This is a genomic window from Flavobacterium suncheonense GH29-5 = DSM 17707 (assembly GCF_000430025.1).
Classification (GTDB): domain Bacteria; phylum Bacteroidota; class Bacteroidia; order Flavobacteriales; family Flavobacteriaceae; genus Flavobacterium; species Flavobacterium suncheonense.
Genome location: NZ_AUCZ01000007.1, coordinates 56,221 through 69,278, shown reverse-complemented (window position 1 = coordinate 69,278; position 13,058 = coordinate 56,221). Strand labels below are relative to the sequence as shown.

The following is a 13,058-nucleotide window of genomic DNA, read 5'->3' as shown; positions in this document are numbered from 1 at the left end:
TATTTTTTTAATCGTTGAATGGAATGCTGTTTTTTCGTAAGAAAAATAGTTTTATAAAAACTTGGAATATTCTTACAAATGTTTTTTATTTGCAGTGTATTCTTACATGTAAGAAATGATTGTATGGTTTATTAGTTATAAAACCTAGAAAGATTAAAAAAATGAAAATTAAATGTTTGATGTTCTCAATAATTACAATTGCAATTTTGTTTTCTTGTAAAACAAATGCAATAAAAGGAGTTGAGGTTAAAAAGGAATTGAATTATATTCCTTACTATTTAAAAGTTTATGAAGCGGATAGTCTGTACATCACTAAAAACTATCAGAGAAGTTACGATATTTTAGATAGTCTGTTTCAGAAATATGAGCCCTTAAATATGCCTAGCTATTATGAGGTTAATAGGTATTATCAATTGAAAATCATATTGGATAAAAAGATTAAGAATGAAGATTTCTTAAAATTAATAAGTAAGTACAGATTAACCGATACTACATTAAAAAAGGATTCAATCTTTAATATTTATTATTTAAAAGAAAAAAATTTTTTTGATAAAAATTATGCCAAATTGAATGAAATAAATAAGTCTTCATTGAAATTAGAATTAAGAAAAGAAATTTCGTTAATGATTGAAAATGACCAATTATATAGAAAGCAATCTTATCATGCAAATATTGATAAGCAAAATACAATCGATTCAATCAATAGTAAAAGATTAATTGAGATCTTTAATGATTATGGTTTTCCTGATGAAAAAATAATTGGAAATTCACTAGTAGATGGAAAAATTGTTGATGTAGGAGTGTTGCTTCTTCATACGAAAGATTCTTTACGTATAAATTATTTTCTACCTAAAATTATGGATTTTATAAAAGAAGGAAAAGCTAAATCGCAATATTATGCTAATATGTATGACCAGTATTTGTTATATAAAGGCCAAGAGCAGTATTATGGGTCATATGACAACAAAACACAAATTCCAATTAAGGAATTAAATAGAAGACGAGCCACTATTGGATTGCCGAACTACGGTTACGAAAAATGGAGGATTAACAAATTATTTCCGAAACATTAATTAAATATATAATATGAGAAAACTAGCTTCAATTAGTTCATTTGTCAATGAAACAGAAGAACTGACATCTAAAGAAATGGGTATGGTAATGAGCGGAAAAGCGCTTGAAGAGTCCAGTTCCTATGAATATACAAACAAAAAGTAGAGTAAAAGTTAAGCTATATTATTGTACATATCTAAGTTGTTAAATTCTTCAATTGTTTTGTAATTTAAAGCTGAGTGCCTTCTTTTTTTGTTGTACCAGATTTCGATGTATTCAAAAATTTCAAGCCTCATTTGCTTTCTGGATATTAATTTGTTTCCATAAATCAGTTCAGTTTTTAAGGATTTGAAGAAACTTTCTGCAACTGCATTATCCCAACAATCACCTTTTCGGCTCATACTTCGTGTGACTGTATAAGAATCAAGCGTATTGGTAAACTTTTTATTAGCATATTGAATACCTCTGTCAGATTTAAAAACTAATCCTTGCCTTATTTTTCGATTTCTAACAGCCATTTTCCGTGCTGCCAGTGAAGTTTGTTCAGTCCCCAAACCATTGCTCAAACTCCAATCAATTACTTTTCTGTCAAATAAATCAAGAACCGTAGTAAGATACAAGAAACCTTCGGTAGTCTGAATATAAGTAATATCAGAAACCCAAACCTTAGAAGGTTTATTAGCTGTAAACTCTCTATTCAAGACATTCTGGACAACAAAGTGATTGTGTTTTGAATTTGTTGTCACTTTGAATTTCCTGCTAATCTTTTCTCCATTTATAAAGCAATACAGCGGTTATTCCAAGCTCTCTAGCAAGTTCTGAGATATTGTTTCTCTCATGACTTAATTGAACGGCTTGTTCTTTAAATACGCGATTGTAAGTTTTACGGGGTTCTTTCATAGTTTAAAATTAAGATTTTGTTCTTAATTCTAACTCCACGCTAAGTTGCATATCCAATTACAAAAAAGTCATCCCGTTTCAGCAGGAAATGAAGGGCACCGCAGAAATCATCACCGAAGATTTGCGCTTAATCGAACGAATACTTTATCAGTTTCGGGAGATGTTTAAACCAAATTAAAGTTTCAGATAAAAATCTTTAGTCAATTCAATGTATTCCGGCGTATACTGATGCCGCGCGGTTTCAATCACCAGTTCATCCACCACCGGCGTTTGTTCTATACGGCAAAAGGTCAATAAACTTCGTTTGATTTCGGTAGTGGGCGTTCCTTTTACGCGGGTAATTTTCAAAGGAAACAAATCCCTTTCCCGGCAAAGTCCAATGAATTTGTCTTCCTCTTTAAAAGGAATAATCACCGAAAGTATACCGTTTTCCGACAGAAAAAAATCCGCAGCTTCCACCAAATCTTCAAAAGGGAGCGAATCTTCAAACCGGGCATTATCGCGTTGTTCATCACCGGATTTGTAATTGTCGGTATAAAACGGCGGGTTGGAAACAATTAGGTCAAATTCCTCGTCCACTTCATCCACAAATTCGTCCAGACCGGCGTGGTAACAGTACAAACGGTCGTTCCACGGCGAATTTTCGAAATTTTCGGTGGCCTGTTCGTAAGCGTCGTCGTCAATTTCAATAGCATCGATTTGTTCGGCATTACTGCGTTGGGCCAGCATCAAAGCAACTAAACCCGTTCCGGCACCAATGTCTAAAATGGTGTAAGGATTGTTGATTAAAGGTGTCCAGGCGCCCAATAAAACCCCATCGGTCCCCACTTTCATGGCGCAACGGTCTTGTTCTATTTTGAACTGTTTAAACTGAAACATGATTTGTGATTTTTGTCAAACGGGACTGTAAACTATCCTAAGTAAAGATCCACCAAGCCTTCCGGCGTATCCAAAACCACTTTTTTGTTGGTTCGGTCGATTTCCACAATAAAATCGTCAATCATCGGAATTAAGATTTCCGTGTCGTCTTTCATGATTTCGAATAGTGGCTGCGCGGTAGAATCGTTAATGGAAACAATTTTCCCGATGTTCCCTAAACGTGTATCTTCCACATCAAAACCAATCACTTCGTGGAAGTAAAATTTTTTGCCGTCCAGTTTCGGCAGCATTGCAAGCGGAAGGTAAATTTCGCAACCGATGATTTTATCGGCGTCGTCTTCGCTGTCTACTTCTTCAAATTTGACTCTCAGAAAGTCGCCTTTGTGAAGCGCACTTTTTTCAATAAAAAATGGAACCAGATTTCTGCCGAGTTCGACAAAAACTGATTCCATATCTTCATACATTTCGGGTTCGTCCGTATCCAAATAAATAAGGACTTCTCCCTTAAAACTAAATTTTTTCGCGATTTTACCTAAATAGAAACACTCTTCTTTACGCATGGAACCGCTCCTGAAAAATTAAGCTTCTGTTTCTTCGTTGTTCTCCTCAACAGCCGGAGTTTCTTCAGTAGCAGCTTCAGCAACTGGTGCTTCTTCTGCTTCTTCAGCAACCTCTTCTGTAGCTTCAGCAGCTTTTGCAGCCTCAGTCTGAGCAGCGATACGTTTTGCGTTAGCTTCTTTCTCAGCTTTTAAAGCCGCAGCTTTAACATCCGCTTTCGATTTTGCTAAACCGTCTTTTTTCGCAGTAACTTTGTTTGCCTTTTCTTCTAACCAGGCAGCCAATTTAGCTTCAGCCTGTTCAGCAGTTAAAGCACCTTTGCGAACACCGCCTTCTAAGTGGTGTTTTAATAAAGCACCTTTGTAAGAAAGGATAGCTCTTGCAGTGTCAGTTGGCTGAGCACCGTTGAATAACCAAGTAACTGCCTTGTCTAAGTTCAAGTCGATAGTTGCAGGGTTAGTGTTTGGATTGTAAGTTCCGATTTTTTCAAGGAATCTACCATCTCTTTTCGCGCGGGCATCTGCCGCTACGATCCAGTAAAAAGGTTTCCCTTTTTTACCATGTCTTTGTAATCTGATTTTTACTGACATAATCTTTAATGATTAATTTGAGGTACACGACCTCGGTTATTTAAGGGTGCAAAGATATAAAAGTTTAGCATACAAAATAATTTAATTTCACAAAATATGTTTTATATACAATAATTATTTTAAAAGAAAAAGCTTAAGAATGAGTGATTTAGAAAATTAATAGCCTACCTTTACCAAAATTTTTAAAATAGTTATATGAACATTTTTGTTGGAAGTCTTCCGTTTTCATTAGACGAAGCAGACTTAAGATCGTCTTTTGAAGTGTACGGAGAAGTGACTTCAGTTAAAATCATCACCGATAAATTTACCGGAAGAAGTAAAGGATTTGGTTTTGTGGAAATGGAAAATGATGCAGACGCACAGAAAGCCATCGAAGAACTTAACGGGGCAACTGTAGAAGGGCGTGCCATCGTAGTAAACAAATCCGAGCCGAAACCGGAAGGTGAAAGAAGAAGTTTCAATAACAACCGTTCCGGCGGAGGTTACGGAAACAACCGCGGTGGTGGGAACTACGGCGGAAATCGTGGAGGAAGATACTAAGAAGCGTTTTCGATACAATTTACGAAAGACCATCTCATTAGAGGTGGTTTTTTTTTGGAGCGAATGTTTCGGGCTTTCTTGGAATCCTTGTTCCCGTCTTCGCCTCAAGTTCCCCGCGGCGGCGGGGAAGCTACCGGCTCAACCGGGGCTAAGAAGCTGTTGTCTTTTGTGTTTGTTAATAACTAAAATTGACAATCCGCTTCTGAAAACGTACTTTTGTGTTTGGCTAAAACCGGTTTGTGGTTTTTGGCTTACAATCTAAATATCAGCCTGATGTATTTAATTTTCGATACCGAAACCACCGGATTACCGCGCAGCTGGTCGGCGCCCATAACCGATACCGATAACTGGCCGCGCTGTATTCAAATTGCCTGGCAATTGCACGACGCGATGGGAAATCTTGTCGAGCATCAGGACTATCTGGTCAAACCGGAAGGCTTCAACATTCCTTACGACGCCGAGCGCATTCACGGAATTTCCACCGAATTGGCGATGGAACAGGGCGTTCCGTTATTGGAAGTGCTGGAAAAATTCAACATCGCGCTATCGAAAGCCAAATACATTGTCGGTCAGAATGTCGGTTTCGACGTCAATATCATGGGCTGTGAATTCCACCGGATGAACATCAGTTCCGACATGGTCAAAATGCCGGTTTTAGATACCTGTACCGAAACGACCGCCGAATTGTTAAAACTACCCGGAGGACGCGGGGGAAAATACAAACTGCCTACCCTGACGGAGTTACACCAATACCTTTTCGGAGAACCCTTTGCCGAAGCCCACAACGCCACCGCCGACGTGGAAGCCACGACACGCTGTTTTCTCGAATTAATCAAACGCGAGGTTTTTACCAAAGAAGAACTCGACGTCACCGAAGATTATTACGGCCGTTTCCGCGAAAACAATCCGCAGGAAATTCAGCTCATCGGGTTGCAGCACATCAACCTGAAAAAAGCTTCCGATGCAATCCGGGCGCGTTTAAAACAAATCCAGCAGGAGGAAGTCGGGCAGGCCGTTTCCGAAGAAGATAAAAAAGATTTGGAGCATGCGGCGTTTGCGCACCTGCATAATCACACCCAGTTTTCGGTACTGCAGTCTACGATTTCCGTTAATGCGTTGGTCAATGCCGCAGTAAAGAACAAAATGCCGGCGGTAGCCATGACCGACATCGGCAACATGATGGGCGCCTTTCATTTCGTAAGTGCCGTGTTCAACCACAACAAAGCTGCCGAAGCCAAAAACAAAGCCGCGGAAGAAAACGGGGAAGCTCCAACAGAAACCATAGTAAAACCCATTGTAGGCTGCACGTTCAATATCTGCGACGACCATAAAGACAAGACCAAAAAAGACAACGGCTATCAGGTGGTTTTCCTGGCCAAGAACAAAAAAGGCTACCACAATCTGGCCAAAATGGCGTCCATTGCCTACACGGAAGGGTTTTATTATGTACCACGCATCAACCGCTCGGTAGTCGAACAATACAAAGAAGACCTTATCGTTTTGTCCGGAAACCTCTATGGGGAAATTCCGAGCAAAATTTTAAATATCGGTGAAAATCAGGCCGAAGAAGCGCTTATCTGGTGGAAAACCCAATTCGGAGACGATTTCTACATCGAAATCATGCGCCACCATCAGGAAGACGAAAACCGCGTGAACCAAACCCTGATTGCCTTTGCCCGAAAGCACAACATCAAACTGATTGCCACTAACAATACCTACTACGTAGCCAAAGAAGACGCCAATGCCCACGATATTTTATTGTGTGTAAAAGACGGTGAAAAACAGGCTACGCCAATCGGAAGAGGGCGCGGTTACCGTTACGGCTTGCCAAATCAGGAATACTATTTCAAATCGGAAGCGGAGATGAAAAAACTCTTCGCCGATTTGCCCGAAGCCATCATCAACATACAGGAAATTATCGATAAAATTGAAGCCTATTCGCTGTACCGCGACGTCTTGCTTCCGAAATTCGACATTCCCGATGAATTTAAAGTCGAAGAAGACAAAGCCGATGGCGGCGTACGGGGTGAAAACGCCTATTTACGTCATTTAACCATGGAAGGCGCCAAGAGAAGGTATCAGGAAATCACACCGGAAATTCAGGAAAGACTGGATTTTGAGCTGTTAACCATTTCCAATTCCGGATATCCGGGCTACTTTCTGATTGTACAGGATTTCATTGCCGAAGCCCGAAAAATGGGAGTTTCCGTGGGTCCTGGCCGTGGTTCCGCAGCAGGTTCCGCAGTAGCCTATTGTTTAGGAATCACCAACATCGACCCGATTAAATACGATTTGCTATTTGAGCGTTTCCTGAATCCTGACCGGGTTTCCATGCCCGATATCGATATCGATTTCGACGATGAAGGCCGTGGGCTGGTTATGGATTATGTAATCAATAAATACGGGGCGAATCAGGTGGCGCAGATTATCACTTATGGTAAAATGGCCACTAAATCTGCAATTAGGGACACCGCGCGTGTTTTGGATTTGCCGCTTTTTGAAGCTGACCGAATCGCCAAACTGATTCCGGGCATGATGCCGAGCAAATGGAATCTGGCCCGTTTTCTTGCCGAAGACGAAAGCGAAGTAAAAAAAGCCTTAAAATCTTCCGAAGAATTCGACCGCGTAAAAGAACTGATTGCCATTGCCAACGAAGAAGATTTAGCCGGAGAAACCATTCAGCAGGCCAAAATGCTGGAGGGTTCCTTGCGAAATACCGGAATTCACGCCTGTGGGGTAATCATCACACCCGACGACATTACGAATTTCGTGCCGGTAACCACCGCGAAGGATTCCGATTTGTACGTAACCCAGTTCGACAACTCCGTAGCGGAAAGTGCCGGACTCTTGAAAATGGACTTCCTGGGCTTAAAAACCCTTACCTTAATAAAAGATACCGTCAAATTGGTGAAATACCGTACCGGCATCCAGCTCGATCCGGATACGTTTCCAATTGACGATCAAAAAACCTACGAACTGTTTCAAAGGGGAGAAACCGTCGGGATTTTCCAGTACGAGTCACCCGGGATGCAGAAATACATGAAAGAGCTGAAACCGACTGTTTTCGGAGATTTGATTGCGATGAACGCGCTCTATCGTCCGGGACCGTTGGAGTACATTCCGAGTTTCGTCCGCAGAAAAAACGGCGAAGAACCCATTACGTATGACTTGGATGCCTGTGAAGAGTATCTTTCGGAAACCTACGGAATTACCGTGTATCAGGAGCAGGTGATGCTTTTGTCACAGAAGCTCGCGAACTTCTCCAAAGGAGATGCCGACGTCCTTCGTAAAGCGATGGGTAAGAAGCAGAAAGACGTCTTGGATAAAATGAAATCCAAGTTCATCGATCAGGCGAAAGCCAACGGGCACGACGAACAAAAACTCGATAAAATCTGGACGGACTGGGAAGCGTTTGCGAGTTACGCCTTCAACAAATCCCACTCGACCTGTTACGCCTGGATTGCGTATCAAACCGCTTATCTGAAAGCGCATTATCCGGCGGAATACATGGCGGCGGTACTGTCCAACAACATGAACGACATCAAACAGGTCTCGTTCTTTATGGAAGAATGTAAGCGCATGGGCTTGCAGGTTTTAGGTCCCGATGTAAACGAATCCTTTTACAAATTTACCGTAAACGATCAGGGTGCCGTGCGTTTTGGTATGGGAGCCATAAAAGGTGTAGGAGAAGGCGCCGTAAAAACCATTGTGGAATGCCGCAAAGAAGGCAAATACAAATCCATATTCGATTTGGCCAAACGGATTGATTTGCGCGCGGCCAACAAAAAAGCCTTTGAAAACTTAGCGTTGGCAGGCGGTTTCGACTGTTTTGAAAACACGCACCGTGCGCAATATTTCCATCACGATGGCGACAACATTACCTTTTTGGAAAAAGCGATGCGCTACGGTTCGAAAACACAGGAAAATGAAAATTCGTCGCAGGTAAGTCTGTTTGGCGATGCGTCTGAAGTACAGATTCCGGAGCCGACCGTGCCGCCGTGCGAAGAATGGCATACCATGGAAAAACTGGCCAAAGAGAAAGAAGTGGTTGGGATTTACATTTCCGGGCATCCGCTGGACGATTACAAGTTTGAGATGAAATATTTCTGCCCGACGCGTCTGGAAGCCTTAAAAGACCTGACGCCGTTTGTGGGGAAAAACATTGCTGTGGGCGGGATTGTGACCAATGTACAACATCGGGTAGCCAAAAACGGAAAAGGCTGGGCCACCTTCAATCTGGAAGGCTACGACGAGAGTTACGAGTTTCGGATTTTTGACGAGGAATATCTGAAATTCCGCCATTATTTAGGACAAAACCATTTCGTGTACATCCGTTTGAATGTAAAAGAGGGCTGGATAAATAAAGAAACCGGAAAGCGCTCCGATCCGCGTTTGCAGTTTGTGGACGTCATCCAATTGCAGGACGTCCTGCCGAAATTTTCCAAAAAGCTGATTTTACAGTTCTCCATTGCCGATTTGCGCGAACAACTTATCATGGAGCTCAACGAACTGTTCAAGGCCAACGCCGGAGAAACCACCGTAACCTTTGAAGTCATGGAACTCGAACGCGTGAAAACCATAGTCGAAGTGCCAGTCGTAAACGAAATGAACGATTCCGATGAGGTGGGTGATGCCGACGAAAATCTGGACGAAATGGAACTGACCGTTCCGGAGGAAAAAGAAGAAATCCGCATCGTGACGAAGCTGTCTATGCCGAGCCGTAAACTGAAAGTCGGGATTTCCAATACGGTTTTGAACGAACTGGAACGTCTGCAGGTTAATTTCAGGCTCAATTAAAGCGCCAAGGTCCTAGCCCCGATGGGAGCGACATCCTTTTCCGGTGGCTGAGGCTCTCGAAGCTACCGGAAAAGATACAGCGTACAGCGGGAAAAAGCTCCAGATAAAAAATACCAATTGCATCATAATCAAAACTGATTTTCAAACCGGTTGCGATTTAAAATAAAGTGCTATTTTTGTCTTTCAATTTTAAACAACATTAAAATGGCATTAGCAATTACAGATGCTACTTTCGAAGAAGTAGTGTTAAAATCAGATAAACCCGTATTGGTGGATTTTTGGGCAGCTTGGTGTGGACCGTGTCGTATGGTGGCACCTATTATTGACCAGATCAGTGAGGAATATGAAGGAAAAGCCGTAATCGGGAAGGTAGATGTAGACGCGAATCAGGAATTTGCAGCTAAATACGGTGTTCGTAACATTCCTACGGTATTGGTATTTCAAAACGGGGAAGTGGTTGGCCGTCAGGTTGGCGTTGCACCGAAAAACACCTACACAGACGCAATCGACGCTTTGTTATAATCTTAGCAGAAGTGTTCAAAATATAAGGTCCGGCGCAAGTCGGGCCTTTTTTGTTTGTTTTTTGGAGCGATAGGTTCGGGTGTTTTTGGTATCCTTGTTCCTGCTGTCCGCGCTACACGGTAGCTTGCTCCCATCAGGGCTAAAGGAGAGACTGTTTGCTTTTTTGGGAGCGTTCAGAGATCAATCTGTGTAATTCTTGGCTAAAAATATTTTAAGATTTTCATAAGCGATTAATGATGACCATATAAGACATATAAGTTCATTTAAGTTTTTCAATCTTTTAATCTTTAAATTTTTCAATCATTCAATCTTTCAATATCTTTGGAAGATGAACATCGACAGTCAAATCGCCAAAATATCCAGTTTTCAGCATCTCGAACTGCTGGCCAACCAAATTGTGGAAGGTTTTATTTCGGGCATGCACAAATCGCCGTTTCACGGTTTTTCGGCTGAATTTGCCGAGCATAAAATCTACAACGCCGGCGAAAGCACCAAACACATCGACTGGAAACTCTTCGCCAAAACCGACCGTTTGTATACCAAGCGCTTTGAAGAAGAAACCAATTTGCGCTGTCATTTAATTCTTGACAATTCCTCGTCCATGCATTATCCGAAACTGAAGGAGGGGCAGTTGTTTTACGAGAATAAAATAGGTTTTTCGGTACTGGCTTCGGCCGTTTTGATGAATCTTTTGAAAAAACAACGCGATGCCGTCGGGTTAAGCGTGTATTCGGATACCTATGAATATTATGCACCCGAAAAAGGAAGCGAGCGCCATCACCGCATGTTGCTGAATCAGCTGGAAGGAATTTTGCAAACGCCAAAAGAAACCAAAACCACCGACACGATTACCTATCTGCACCACATCGCCGAGAAACTGCACCGCCGTTCCATGGTGATTTTGTTTACCGACATGTTTCAGGGCGAAGACGACGAGCGTTTGTTTAAGGCGTTACAGCATTTAAAACACAACAAACACAAAGTGGTTTTATTTCATGTGATTGATAAAAAGACGGAATTCCGGTTTGATTTTGACAATGCACCGAGAAAATTTATCGATTTGGAAACAGGAGAACAAGTCAATCTGTTTGCTGAAAACGTAAAAGCGGAGTATGAAAAACTGGTGGAAGCCTATTTTGAGAAAGTGGCCAATACCTGTTCGCAGTACAAAATTAAGTACGTTCCAGTATCGGTGGATGAAAAATTTGAAAAAATTTTAACTACCTATCTTGTTGAAAAACAGAAGTTTGGATAAAATCTAAATGTTAAAATGTAAAAAAGATATAAAAAATTGTTGCAGGATATAAAAAGGGTTGTATATTTGCATCCGCAATAAAGCACTGGTTTGGTAGTTCAGTTGGTTAGAATACATGCCTGTCACGCATGGGGTCGCGGGTTCGAGTCCCGTCCAGACCGCCAGTAAAGAGGAAGCCTTTCGACACAAAGAAAGGCTTTTTTGCCCTCTTAAGAAATTTAAAATTAGTTGTGTTGTTTAGGTACGAAAGTACCAGGTTTAGTAGTTAGACCAATGAAAAGCTTTCCATTTATGGAAGGCTTTTTTGATTTATACCGATTCCGGTTTTTAAAAATTGAAACACAGGAACTTATAAAAAATATTAATTTTTCTTGGACAAATGCTTGGAAATCCTCAAAAAGGATAGTACTTTCGCAGCAGAATATAACACTGGTTTGGTAGTTCAGTTGGTTAGAATACATGCCTGTCACGCATGGGGTCGCGGGTTCGAGTCCCGTCCAGACCGCCAGTAAAAAAGAAGCTCCGTTATCGGAGCTTTTTTATTTTATATTTGCTTCTCAAGTTAATGAAATGAAAAATCCCAGACTGGCGCTTCTTTTAGGCATATTCTGCATTTCCGTTTTTCCGATTCTGGTCAAATGGACGCCTGTTTCTGCCCTGAGTTCGGCTTTTTACAGAATGGCGATTGCTTTTGCCGTGGTGTTGACTATCGTGTTGTTGCGAAAGAAACTGGAATTTCCCAACCGGAAAACGGCCTGGCTTATTGTTTTATGCGGGTTGTTTTTCGGAAGTGATATCGCAGTCTGGAATATCGCCATTCAAAAATCCACGGCTACACAGGCTACCCTTTTGGCAAATCTGGCACCAATTTGGGTCGGATTGTTGATGTTCTTTTTTCTGCCGAATAAACCCAAGCGAAATTTTTGGATCGGCGCCGCACTGGCCGTTTTTGGGATGGTAGTTTTAATCGGTTTTGAAACTTTTTATACCTTGAAATTTGACATCGGTTTTCTTTTTGGGGTCTTGTCGGGTATTTTTTATGCGTTTTACATGCTGCTCAGCAAATCCGTTTTGCGACAGCTGCAGCCGATTAGTTTTATGACCTACAGCATGGCGGTTTCAGCGGTTTTTATCGGGATAATTTGTCTTGTTTCCGGAGAACCGTTTTTCGGCTTTTCACCAACCGTTTGGAGCGTTTTGCTGGTGGAAGGCGTGGTATGTCAGTTAATCGCCTGGCTTTTGATAAGTTATGCCACCCAGCACATGGAAGCCAATCGGGTTTCTCTGAGTTTGCTTTTGCAGGTGCTTTTTGCTTCCATCATTGCCTGGTTGTTTTTGAAAGAAACCATTACCTTTCAGATGTTCGTCGGCGGTTGTATTATTTTGGTAGGCATCGGCATCACCTTCTATAAAAAGCAGGAAGCTTAGAACCAGCTCGAACGGAATTCCCAGACTTTCATCAGAAACAAACCAAAAAATATCATACAAACCACGAATTTCATAAAGGTGGAAGCCAGAAAACCGATAAACGAACCGGTAGCGGCCTTAACTGCCCGTTTATGGTCCTGACTGTCGTGAATCAGTTCGCCGATTAGGGCCCCGACAAAAGGCCCGATAACTACTCCAAAGGGAATTGGGGCAATGAGTCCGATAAGCAATCCGACGTTGGTGCCCCAGATGCCGTATTGGCTGCCGCCGAACCGTTTGGTACCTTTGGCGGGAATCACATAATCCAATATGGCAACGATGACTGCAATGAGCAAGGTGATGCCTAAAACCCAATAGTCATTCGGAACAGCATTTGTAAGATACAGGAGCAATAAACCAGCCCAACTAATAGGCGGTCCGGGCAAAACCGGTAGAAAACTTCCTAAAATTCCGATCAGCATGCAAACAAATCCGGTTATCAATAAAAAGTATTCCATATTTTTTTTACTATTTTTGGTTTCTAAAGTTACAATATT

12 protein-coding genes, 2 tRNA genes and 2 pseudogenes are annotated in these 13,058 nt (G+C 41.6%); 10 read left to right on the top strand and 6 right to left on the bottom strand.

Features of this window, described 5'->3' with window-relative positions; all coding sequences use genetic code 11:
- Positions 1 to 161: 161 nt before the first annotated feature.
- Both G498_RS0104275 and G498_RS15985 read left to right on the top strand, forming a co-directional pair.
- A complete protein-coding gene (locus G498_RS0104275; protein WP_131387666.1) occupies positions 162 to 1,073 on the top strand; it encodes a hypothetical protein in 912 nt (303 codons plus the stop codon).
- Positions 1,074 to 1,086: 13 nt separating this feature from the next.
- Positions 1,087 to 1,218, top strand: coding sequence for a hypothetical protein (locus tag G498_RS15985; RefSeq protein ID WP_262486421.1), 132 nt, complete (start codon positions 1,087 to 1,089; stop codon positions 1,216 to 1,218).
- Positions 1,219 to 1,226: 8 nt separating this feature from the next.
- Here G498_RS15985 and G498_RS14660 read toward each other — a convergent pair.
- Both G498_RS14660 and G498_RS15595 read right to left on the bottom strand, forming a co-directional pair.
- A pseudogene (locus tag G498_RS14660) lies at positions 1,227 to 1,808 on the bottom strand (IS3 family transposase); the annotation flags it as partial.
- 4 nt (positions 1,809 to 1,812) lie between these two features.
- Positions 1,813 to 1,953: a transposase gene (locus tag G498_RS15595; protein ID WP_035743999.1), complete on the bottom strand. Its 141-nt coding sequence runs from the start codon at positions 1,951 to 1,953 to the stop codon at positions 1,813 to 1,815.
- Positions 1,954 to 2,005: 52 nt separating this feature from the next.
- Between G498_RS15595 and G498_RS15950 the strand changes: the two are divergent.
- Positions 2,006 to 2,131 (top strand): annotated as a pseudogene (locus G498_RS15950) (HlyD family secretion protein); the annotation flags it as partial.
- Here G498_RS15950 and G498_RS0104260 read toward each other — a convergent pair.
- The 3 genes from G498_RS0104260 to G498_RS0104250 are packed head-to-tail and all read right to left on the bottom strand — an operon-like array spanning position 2,128 to position 3,980.
- Positions 2,128 to 2,832: a tRNA1(Val) (adenine(37)-N6)-methyltransferase gene (locus tag G498_RS0104260; RefSeq protein WP_026980015.1), complete on the bottom strand. Its 705-nt coding sequence runs from the start codon at positions 2,830 to 2,832 to the stop codon at positions 2,128 to 2,130. The pseudogene G498_RS15950 and the gene G498_RS0104260 sit on opposite strands and share 4 nt — an antisense overlap.
- Before the next feature lie 32 nt (positions 2,833 to 2,864).
- A complete protein-coding gene (gene rimM / locus G498_RS0104255; protein ID WP_026980014.1) occupies positions 2,865 to 3,392 on the bottom strand; it encodes a ribosome maturation factor RimM in 528 nt (175 codons plus the stop codon).
- Between the two features lie 18 nt (positions 3,393 to 3,410).
- Complete coding sequence (locus G498_RS0104250) at positions 3,411 to 3,980, bottom strand: 30S ribosomal protein S16 (RefSeq protein WP_026980013.1); 570 nt, start codon at positions 3,978 to 3,980, stop codon at positions 3,411 to 3,413.
- A gap of 195 nt (positions 3,981 to 4,175) precedes the next feature.
- Between G498_RS0104250 and G498_RS0104245 the strand changes: the two genes are divergently transcribed.
- The 7 genes from G498_RS0104245 (at position 4,176) to G498_RS0104205 (ending at position 12,522) form a co-directional block, all read left to right on the top strand.
- Positions 4,176 to 4,520 carry an RNA recognition motif domain-containing protein gene (locus tag G498_RS0104245; RefSeq protein ID WP_026980012.1) on the top strand — a complete coding sequence of 115 codons (345 nt, stop codon included), beginning with the start codon at positions 4,176 to 4,178 and terminating at the stop codon, positions 4,518 to 4,520.
- A 273-nt stretch (positions 4,521 to 4,793) separates the two neighbouring features.
- Entirely contained in the window at positions 4,794 to 9,317 is a 4,524-nt protein-coding gene (dnaE, locus tag G498_RS0104235; protein WP_026980011.1) for a DNA polymerase III subunit alpha, read from the top strand.
- Positions 9,318 to 9,521: 204 nt separating this feature from the next.
- Positions 9,522 to 9,839, top strand: a complete 318-nt coding sequence (trxA, locus tag G498_RS0104225) for a thioredoxin (protein WP_026980010.1) — start codon at positions 9,522 to 9,524, stop codon at positions 9,837 to 9,839.
- A gap of 328 nt (positions 9,840 to 10,167) precedes the next feature.
- Positions 10,168 to 11,094 (top strand): DUF58 domain-containing protein, encoded by a 927-nt coding sequence (locus G498_RS0104220; RefSeq protein ID WP_026980009.1) that lies wholly within the window; start codon positions 10,168 to 10,170, stop codon positions 11,092 to 11,094.
- A gap of 87 nt (positions 11,095 to 11,181) precedes the next feature.
- Positions 11,182 to 11,258: transfer RNA gene (locus G498_RS0104215), tRNA-Asp, on the top strand.
- Positions 11,259 to 11,525: 267 nt separating this feature from the next.
- Positions 11,526 to 11,602: transfer RNA gene (locus tag G498_RS0104210), tRNA-Asp, on the top strand.
- A 62-nt stretch (positions 11,603 to 11,664) separates the two neighbouring features.
- The gene (locus tag G498_RS0104205) at positions 11,665 to 12,522 is read left to right on the top strand and encodes a DMT family transporter (protein ID WP_026980008.1); all 858 of its coding nucleotides are present in this window, start codon (positions 11,665 to 11,667) and stop codon (positions 12,520 to 12,522) included.
- On the opposite strand, the gene G498_RS0104200 is transcribed toward G498_RS0104205, so the two are convergent.
- On the bottom strand, positions 12,519 to 13,019 hold the full coding sequence (locus G498_RS0104200) for a DUF456 domain-containing protein (protein WP_026980007.1): 501 nt from the start codon (positions 13,017 to 13,019) through the stop codon (positions 12,519 to 12,521). The two genes, G498_RS0104205 and G498_RS0104200, sit on opposite strands and share 4 nt — an antisense overlap.
- Positions 13,020 to 13,058 lie beyond the last annotated feature (39 nt).

Excerpts from the sequence above, each read along its gene's own strand:
- G498_RS0104275 (WP_131387666.1), top strand. The coding sequence starts at position 162 with ATGAAAATTAAATGTTTGATGTTCTCAATAATTACAATTGCAATTTTG.
- G498_RS15985 (WP_262486421.1), top strand. The coding sequence starts at position 1,087 with ATGAGAAAACTAGCTTCAATTAGTTCATTTGTCAATGAAACAGAAGAA.
- G498_RS15595 (WP_035743999.1), bottom strand. The coding sequence starts at position 1,953 with ATGAAAGAACCCCGTAAAACTTACAATCGCGTATTTAAAGAACAAGCC.
- G498_RS0104260 (WP_026980015.1), bottom strand. The coding sequence starts at position 2,832 with ATGTTTCAGTTTAAACAGTTCAAAATAGAACAAGACCGTTGCGCCATG.
- rimM (WP_026980014.1), bottom strand. The coding sequence starts at position 3,392 with ATGCGTAAAGAAGAGTGTTTCTATTTAGGTAAAATCGCGAAAAAATTT.
- G498_RS0104250 (WP_026980013.1), bottom strand. The coding sequence starts at position 3,980 with ATGTCAGTAAAAATCAGATTACAAAGACATGGTAAAAAAGGGAAACCT.
- G498_RS0104245 (WP_026980012.1), top strand. The coding sequence starts at position 4,176 with ATGAACATTTTTGTTGGAAGTCTTCCGTTTTCATTAGACGAAGCAGAC.
- dnaE (WP_026980011.1), top strand. The coding sequence starts at position 4,794 with ATGTATTTAATTTTCGATACCGAAACCACCGGATTACCGCGCAGCTGG.
- trxA (WP_026980010.1), top strand. The coding sequence starts at position 9,522 with ATGGCATTAGCAATTACAGATGCTACTTTCGAAGAAGTAGTGTTAAAA.
- G498_RS0104220 (WP_026980009.1), top strand. The coding sequence starts at position 10,168 with ATGAACATCGACAGTCAAATCGCCAAAATATCCAGTTTTCAGCATCTC.
- G498_RS0104205 (WP_026980008.1), top strand. The coding sequence starts at position 11,665 with ATGAAAAATCCCAGACTGGCGCTTCTTTTAGGCATATTCTGCATTTCC.
- G498_RS0104200 (WP_026980007.1), bottom strand. The coding sequence starts at position 13,019 with ATGGAATACTTTTTATTGATAACCGGATTTGTTTGCATGCTGATCGGA.